The organism is Lentzea sp. NPDC004789 (assembly GCF_053601075.1).
Genome location: NZ_JBSGBE010000015.1, coordinates 239,038 through 247,056 on the forward strand (window position 1 = coordinate 239,038; position 8,019 = coordinate 247,056).

At 68.8% G+C, this 8,019-nt stretch carries 5 protein-coding genes; all 5 read left to right on the forward strand.

The genetic code is table 11. The annotated features are described in order from the left end of the window. Positions 1-75: 75 nt before the first annotated feature. A complete protein-coding gene (locus ACWEIJ_RS30925; RefSeq protein ID WP_449840781.1) occupies positions 76-1,395 on the forward strand; it encodes an extracellular solute-binding protein in 1,320 nt (439 codons plus the stop codon). Beyond that, positions 1,392-2,276 carry a carbohydrate ABC transporter permease gene (locus tag ACWEIJ_RS30930; protein WP_449840766.1) on the forward strand — a complete coding sequence of 295 codons (885 nt, stop codon included), beginning with the start codon at positions 1,392-1,394 and terminating at the stop codon, positions 2,274-2,276. The genes ACWEIJ_RS30925 and ACWEIJ_RS30930 overlap by 4 nt, the downstream gene beginning before the upstream one ends. Then, positions 2,273-3,097 carry a carbohydrate ABC transporter permease gene (locus ACWEIJ_RS30935; protein WP_449840767.1) on the forward strand — a complete coding sequence of 275 codons (825 nt, stop codon included), beginning with the start codon at positions 2,273-2,275 and terminating at the stop codon, positions 3,095-3,097. The genes ACWEIJ_RS30930 and ACWEIJ_RS30935 overlap by 4 nt, the downstream gene beginning before the upstream one ends. A 22-nt stretch (positions 3,098-3,119) precedes the next feature. Further along, positions 3,120-5,438, forward strand: a complete 2,319-nt coding sequence (locus ACWEIJ_RS30940) for a beta-xylosidase/alpha-l-arabinosidase (RefSeq protein WP_449840768.1) — start codon at positions 3,120-3,122, stop codon at positions 5,436-5,438. 332 nt (positions 5,439-5,770) lie between these two features. Continuing rightward, positions 5,771-8,019: SdrD B-like domain-containing protein (locus tag ACWEIJ_RS30945; protein ID WP_449840769.1), on the forward strand; the 2,249-nt coding region annotated here is incomplete at its 3' end.

An 8,019-nucleotide genomic window follows, 5' to 3' on the forward strand; every position in this document is an offset into this window, starting at 1 on the left:
AAAACTCTGCTGCCTACTTTACTCGAACTAGTTGCACCTATGTTTCGAAAACTTTTCGACAGGACGGCAACAATGATGTTCCGAAAGCAACTCCCAAAGCAACTCCCAAAGCAACTCACTGCCGTGGCGGCCGTCGCCGTCACCCTCGTCGCCGCGTGCGGCACCAGCGGACCGAGCGCGGCCGGCGGTACGGCGACGGCCTGGTCGCTCACCGGCGGGGACGAGCAGACCTTCCGGTCCTCGTTCGGCTCGTGGAACAAGGCCCATCCCGACGCCGCCATCACGCCGACGTTCTTCGCCAACGACGCGTACAAGCAGAAGGTCCGCACCGCGCTCGGCGCGAACCAGGGACCGACCCTGCTGTTCAGCTGGGGCGGCGGCACGCTCAAGTCCTGGGTGGACGCCGGCAAGGTGCTCGACCTCAGCGACGAGGTGGCCGCCGATCCGCAGCTCGCCGGCCGGTTCCTGCCGTCGGTGGTGAAGACCGGCACGGTGGGCGACAAGACCTACGCGCTGCCGAACAACGCCATGCAGCCGGTCGTCCTCTACTACAACAAGGAGCTCTTCACCCGCGTCGGCGCCGAGCCGCCGAAGACGTGGGACGACCTGCTGTCGCTCGTGGCCGAGTTCAAGAGCGCGGGCATCGCCCCGTTCAGCCTGGGCGGGCAGAGCAAGTGGCCGATGCTGATGTGGCTGGAGTACCTCGTCGACCGCATCGGCGGCCCGCAGGTGTTCGCCGACATCGCCGCGAACAAGCCGGACTCGTGGTCGAACCCCGCGGTGCTGCAGGCCAACACCATGATCCAGCAGCTCGTCGACGCGGGAGGGTTCGTCAACGGGTTCGCGTCGATCGCCACGGACAGCAACGCCGACCTCGCGCTGCTCTACACCGGCAAGGCCGCGATGTACCTGATGGGCAGCTGGGCGTACCCGACGATCAAGACCGCCAACGCCGGGTTCGTCTCCGGCGGCAAGCTCGGCCACACCACGTTCCCCGCCGTCGCGGGCGGCAAGGGCGACCCCGCGAACATCGTCGGCAACCCGGCCAACTTCTGGTCGATCGCAGCGACCGCGTCCGACGCGCAGAAGCAGGCCGCGTTGTCCTACCTCAAGGACGGCGTGATGAGCCCGCAGTACGTCGACGCACTGCTCGCGGGCGGCGCCGTGCCGCCGGTCAAGGGGCTGGAGAGCAAGATCAGCGCGTCGCCCGACGGCGCCTACCTGTCGGACGTCTACAAGCTCGCCGGTGACGCGCCGAGCTTCCAGCTCTCGTGGGACCAGGCGCTCGACCCCGGCCAGGCCGACGCGCTGCTGACGGCGCTGAGCCAGGTGTTCCTGAAGCAGATCACCCCGCGGCAGTTCACCGACACGATGAACAAGACGATCAAGCCATGAGCACCGTGCGCGAAAGGCGCGGGCCGACGTTGTTCATGGCGGTGCCCGCGCTGGTGTTCTTCGCCGTGTTCGCCCTGGCCCCGCTCGCCGGCGTCGCCGTGCTCAGCCTGACGCGCTGGGACGGACTCGGCACCCCGTCCTGGGCGGGCCTCGCGAACTGGCCGGCGGTGCTCGGCGACCCGGTCACGCACGAGGCGATCTGGCTCAGCGCCAAGGTGATGGTCCTGTCCTGGGTGGTGCAGACGCCGTTCGCGCTGCTGCTCGGTCTGTTCACCGCGCGCCGCGGCCGCTACCGCGAGCTGCTCGGGGTGCTGTACTTCCTGCCGCTGCTCCTGTCGTCCGCGGCGGTCGCCATCGCGTTCAAGGCGTTGCTCGACCCGAACTTCGGGATGAGCCAGGCGCTGCACCTCGCGGCGCTGTCGCAGGACTGGCTGGGCGACCCCGATCTCGTCCTGTTCGTCGTCGTGTTCGTCATCGGGTGGCAGTTCATCCCGTTCCACACGTTGCTCTACCAGGCGGGCGCACGGCAGATCCCGGCGGTGCTCTACGAGGCGGCGGCCATCGACGGCGCCGGTCCGGTGCGCCAGTTCGTCAGCATCACGCTGCCGCAGCTGCGCTACACGATCATCACGTCCTCGACGCTGATGCTCGTCGGATCGTTGACCTACTTCGACATCGTGTTCGTCCTGACCGGGGGAGGACCGGGCAACGCGACCCGGCTGCTGCCGCTCGACATGTACCTGACCGGGTTCTCCAACAACGACATGGGCCGGGCCGGCACCATCGCCGTCCTGCTCGTGGTGGTCGGTGTCGCGCTGTCGCTGGGCCTGTCGCGCCTCGCCCGGTTCGACCGCGGCAGCCAGCAGGAGGGAATCGGATGACCGCCCGTCCACGCCCGAACCTCGCCGGTGGCCTCGGCGGGTTCCTGTGGCTGCTCGTGATCCTCGTGCCGGTCTACTACGTCGTCGTCACGAGCCTGCGCAGCCAGGCCGGGTTCTTCGACGGCAACCCGCTCGCGCCGCCGTCCGATCCCACGCTCGACAACTACCGGCTGGTCCTCGCCAACGACTTCGCCACGTACTTCGCCAACAGCGTCGTCGTCACCCTGGTGACCGTCGTGATCACCGTCGCGGTGTCGCTGATGGCCGCGTACGTCGTCGTCCGCCGCACCGGCCGCGCCGCCGCGGTCACCTACAGACTGTTCCTGCTCGGGCTCGCCATCCCGTTGCAGGCCGTGATCATCCCGATCTACTACATGATCACCAGGCTGCGGCTGTACGACACCCTGCTCGCGCTGATCCTGCCGTCCATCGCGTTCGCCATTCCGCTGACGGTGGTCATCCTGGCCAACTTCCTGCGGGACGTGCCGAAGGAGCTCTTCGACGCGATGCGGGTCGACGGCGCGGGAGACTGGCGCACCTTGTGGAGCCTGGTGCTGCCGGTGACCAAACCCGCGGTCGTCACCGTCGCGATCTACGACGGCCTCACGGTCTGGAACGGGTTCCTGTTCCCGTTGATCCTCACCCAGAGCCCGGAGCAGCGGGTGCTCCCGCTGGCGCTGTGGTCGTTCCAGGGGCAGTTCACCGTGAACATCCCCGCGGTGCTCGCGGCCGTCGTGCTGTCGACCGTTCCCGTCCTCGTGCTCTACGTCCTCGGCCGCCGTCAGCTCGTCAGCGGCATGACCGCCGGGTTCGGCAAATAGCCCATCACGCAAAGGAAGACCCATGCCATCGAACAGCCGTCCGCCGGCCACCGACGACCGCGTCGAGGCACTGCTCGGCGTGATGACGCTGGAGGAGAAGCTCGCCCAGCTCGGCAGCGTCTGGCCGGGTGCCTCGCACGGCACCGACGACGAGGACGTCGCGGTCGAGAACGTCGCACCGATGCAGGACATCTTCGCCCAGCAGGTCGACTTCGAGACCGCGACCCGGCACGGGATCGGTCACCTCACCCGCCCGTTCGGCAGCAGGCCGGTGGATCCGGCGGAAGGAGCCGCCGCGCTCGCTGAGCTCCAGCGCGAGCTCGTGGCGAAGACCCGGCTGGGCATCCCCGCGATCGTCCACGAGGAGTGCCTGACCGGCTTCACCACCTACCGCGCCTCGGTGTTCCCCGCTCCGCTGGCGTGGGCCGCCACGTTCGACCCCGCCCTGGTCGAGCAGATGGCGCACGCGATCGGCACGGGCATGCGCCAGGTGGGTGTCCATCAAGGACTGTCGCCGGTGCTCGACGTCGTGCGCGACTACCGGTGGGGACGGGTCGAGGAGACTCTCGGCGAAGATCCTCACGTAGTGGGCATGATGGCCTCTGCGTACGTCCGCGGCCTGGAGAGTGCGGGAATCGTGGCCACGCTCAAGCACTTCGCGGGCTACTCGGCCTCACGAGCGGCGCGCAACCACGCACCGGTCGCGATGGGCCGGCGCGAACTGCACGACGTCATCCTGCCGCCGTTCGAAATGGCCGTCCGCGAGGGCGGCGCGCGTTCGGTCATGAACTCCTACAACGACATCGACGGCGTTCCGGCCGGCGCCGACGAGTCCCTGCTCACCGGCATCCTGCGCGACGACTGGGGTTTCGAGGGCACGGTCGTGTCCGACTACTGGTCGATCGCGTTCCTCGCGACCATGCACCGCGTGGCCGACTCCTACGGCGATGCCGGCGCGCTCGCGTTGCGCGCGGGGATCGACGTCGAGCTGCCCGACGCGCTCTGCTACCGCGAGGACCTCCTCGACCGGATCCGGTCCGGCGCGGTCGACGAGCAGCACGTCGACCGCGCGGTCCGGCGGGTGCTGCGCCAGAAGGCCCAGCTGGGTCTGCTGGACGACGACTGGGCGCCGGAGCCGGCCGGCACCGTCGACCTCGACCCGCCGGGCAACCGGGACATCGCCCGCCGGCTCGCCGAGCGCGCCGTCATTCTGCTCGACAACCCGCAGGGTGTGCTTCCGTTGCCCGCCAAGGCATCGATCGCGCTGGTGGGTCCGTGCGCGGATGACCCGCAGGCGTTCTTCGGTTGCTACTCCTTCCCCAACCACGTGCTGCCCCGCCATCCCGACCTGCCGCTCGGCGTCGAGGCGCTGTCCCTGCTCGACGCCCTGCGCGCGGAACTGCCGGGCGCGACCGTCGCCTCCGCACCCGGTTGCCCGATCAAGGACGCCGACCGGTCGGGCTTCGCCGCCGCGGCCGCGGCCGCCCGTGCCGCGGATCTGTGCGTCGCGGTGGTCGGCGACCGCTCCGGACTCTTCGGCCGCGGCACGTCCGGTGAAGGCTGCGACGCGGAGGACCTGAACCTCCCAGGGGTGCAGGGCGAGCTCGTCGAGCAGCTGCTGGCCACCGGCACCCCGGTGGTGCTGCTCGTGGTGTCCGGCCGTCCCTACGCGCTCGGGCGGTACGTGGGCAGGGCCGCGGCGATCGTGCAGGCGTTCTTCCCGGGAGAGGAGGGCGGCCCGGCTCTCGCGGGCGTGCTGAGCGGCCGGGTCGTGCCCAGCGGCAAACTGCCCGTGCAGATCCCCGCCCTGCCCGGAGGTCAGCCCGGCACCTACCTGCACCCGCCGCTCGGCGGGAACACCGAGGGCGTCAGCAACCTCGATCCGTCGCCGGCGTTCCCGTTCGGGCACGGGCTTTCCTACACGACGTTCGGCTACGACGATCTCCAGCTGTCCGCGGACGCCATCGCGTCGGACGGCGAGATCACCATCGGCTGCACGGTGACGAACACCGGCCCGCGCGGCGGAGAGGAAGTGGTGCAGCTCTACTTCGACGACCCGGTCGCGCAGCTCGCCCGGCCCGTCCAGCAGCTCGCCGGTTTCGCCCGCGTGGCCCTCGCGCCGGGACAACGCGCGCGAGTGACGTTCCGGCTGCACACCGACCGTCTCGCCTTCACCGGCGTCGACCTGCGGCGGATCGTGGAACCTGGCCGGATCGACCTCGCCGTCGGCGGTTCTTCCCGGGACACGCCACTGCGCGGATCGTTCGTCGTCACCGGCGGCATTCGCGCCGTGAACCACGATCGGGTGCTGACCACTCCGGTGGACATCGTCCACTTGTGACACTGCTGGGGCCGGTGGCGTGGTCACCACGGCACCGGCGCCGATTCCCGCGTCGCAGCGTCCCTTCTGCGTCGACGCGGACGAAGTATCACCCTGTCGGCGAGTTCGGGGCAAGCTGAACCGGGCTCGCGGCGCTGGTTTCACACATCGTGAGTTTGTTGCGCGGTTAACTTCCTCGAACGAGTGAGTCCTCGTGCGACTGTCCAATGTAGATCGCGTTGCGTGTCTTTCCGCCGGAACGCGTTAGCGCTATCAAGCGATCCGTCATCACCCTTCTCTCCCATTAACGTGGCCAGGTCAATGTGATCAACACTTCCGGTGGGAGAGTCCTGGTGAGAAGCGCAGTCGGCATAGCCGCCGTGGCTGCTCTCGTAGCCGCTTCGGCCGCAGTCGTACCGCCACCCGCGACCGCGGGGCCCGGCGACGGCTCGCTGACCGTCAAGGTCGTACGAGACATCAACGGCAACGGCACCTATGAGGCCGCCTTGGAACTGGGTGTGGCGGGCGCGTCCGTGCTCGTCACCGATCCCGCGGGCAAGACCGCGGCCGGGACGACCGACGCGTCCGGCAGTGTCGCGGTGGGTCTCGGCGCGGTGAGCGGCGGGAAGTACCGGGTGCAGGTGAACCCGCCCGCGGGCAGTGCGCTGCAGCCGGCCCCGGCGGGGGCCACGCTGGAGAGCAACACGATGTTCGTGGACGTCTCCGGCGGTAAGAACGTCACCGTCACGACCGGTCTGTGGAACCCGTCCGACTACTGCCAGGCGAACCCGACGCTGGTGACCGCTTGCCAGCGCTCGGTGCGCAAGCAGGATGGTGGCAGCAACGTCGATCCCGCCGCGCGTTCGTTGGTGACGTTCCCGTTCACGAACCGGGGTACTGGCCCGGCGCCGGCGCAGATCGCGAACCAGGGTGCGACGGGCCCGCTCTACGGCCTCGCGTACCGCAAGCAGGACAAGCGGGTCTTCTCCGGCGCGTTCGCGAAGCGGCTCACGGAATACGGCCCTGGTGGTCCGGGCGGGATCTACGTCACGCCCGCCGGTGGTGGCGTGACGACGCTGTTCGCCACTGTGCCGAACGCGGGTAGCACCAAGCACGTCCAGGCGACCAACTTCGACCTCGCTTTTGCGGACGTTGTCGGCAAGGAGTCGTTGGGCGACGTCGACATCTCCGAGGACGGCAGCGAGCTGTACGTCGTCAACCTGGCGGACAAGAAGCTCTACGTCTACGACGCCACGGCGCCGACCGCGGCCGCGCCGAAGGCGTCCTACGCGATCCCGTCCCCGTGTGGCAACGCGGGTGACTGGCGACCCGGTGGGTTGGGTGTGCGTGACGGCGTGCTGTACGTCGGTGGCGTCTGTTCGGGTGAGTCGACGCAGAACGTGGCCGACATGAAGGTGGTGGTGCGGAAGTTCACCGCGGGTGCTTTCAGCGCGCCGGTGATCAGCCAGCCGCTGACCTTCAAGCGCGGCAAGGTGTGGGCGGGAGATCTGCAGAGCGATCACTGGCAGCCGTGGATGAAGACCTACAAGGAGCCGGAACCCTCCAACGGCCAGCTGGCGTATCCGCAGGCGTTGCTGACCGACATCGGTGTCGAGGCCGACGGTGATCTCGTGCTGGGGTTCCGCGACCGATTCGGTGACCAGGGCGGCAGGTGGGTGCCCTCCGCCGTGACGGGGGTGTGGCTGGACACCGAGAGTGGTGGCGACCTCAACCGGGCGTGTCTGCAGGCCGACGGCAGCTTCGCCTGGGAGGGGACCGCGGCGAACTGCCCGAACCACAACACGCCGGCCAACACCGGCGGTGGCCAGCCCAGTGATGTGGTCGAGTACTACAACGGCGAGTTCTTCGCGGACAGCTCGGGTGCCCCGCACAAGGAAACCGCGCAGGGCGCGATCGCCATGGTGTACGGCGAGACCCGGATGCCCAGCACGGTCATGGACCCCACCAACTTCAGGACCGGTGGTATCGGTTGGTTCGGTCGTGAGGACGGCGGCATGATGGCCGACGGCTACCCGAACTCCTACCAGATCAGCGATACCGACGGTGAGGGCTGGGGCAAGGCGAACGGTCTCGGTGACCTGGAGGCGTTGTGTGACCTGGCGCCGGTGCAGCTGGGCAACCGCGTCTGGTTCGACACCGATGCCGATGGTGTGCAGGACGGCGACGAGCCGGCGGTGGCCGGGGTGAAGGTGACGGCGACGCCGTGTGCCGGTGGTGCCGCGTTGCCGGTGAAGACGACGAATGCCAAGGGTGAGTACTACTTCGGTGCGGCGGATGGCCTGAAGCCGGAGACCTGCTACAACCTGACGTTCGACTACAGCGGGATCAACACGGCCGCATTGCCTGGCGCGCCACCGCTCGCGAGCATCAAGTGGACCACGAAGGAAGCCGGTCCCGACCGTGTGATCGACTCCAATGTGGACGCTGCGGGCAAGGCGCAGGTGACCACGGGCAAGGCCGGTACGGCCGACCACACGATCGACGCCGGTATCAACGCCAAGGTCACCAACTCCCTCGGTGACTTCGTGTGGGTGGACACCAACCGCAATGGTGTGCAGGACGCGGGTGAGCCGGGTGTTGC

Excerpts from the sequence above, each read along its gene's own strand:
- ACWEIJ_RS30925 (WP_449840781.1), top strand. The coding sequence starts at position 76 with ATGTTCCGAAAGCAACTCCCAAAGCAACTCCCAAAGCAACTCACTGCC.
- ACWEIJ_RS30930 (WP_449840766.1), top strand. The coding sequence starts at position 1,392 with ATGAGCACCGTGCGCGAAAGGCGCGGGCCGACGTTGTTCATGGCGGTG.
- ACWEIJ_RS30935 (WP_449840767.1), top strand. The coding sequence starts at position 2,273 with ATGACCGCCCGTCCACGCCCGAACCTCGCCGGTGGCCTCGGCGGGTTC.
- ACWEIJ_RS30940 (WP_449840768.1), top strand. The coding sequence starts at position 3,120 with ATGCCATCGAACAGCCGTCCGCCGGCCACCGACGACCGCGTCGAGGCA.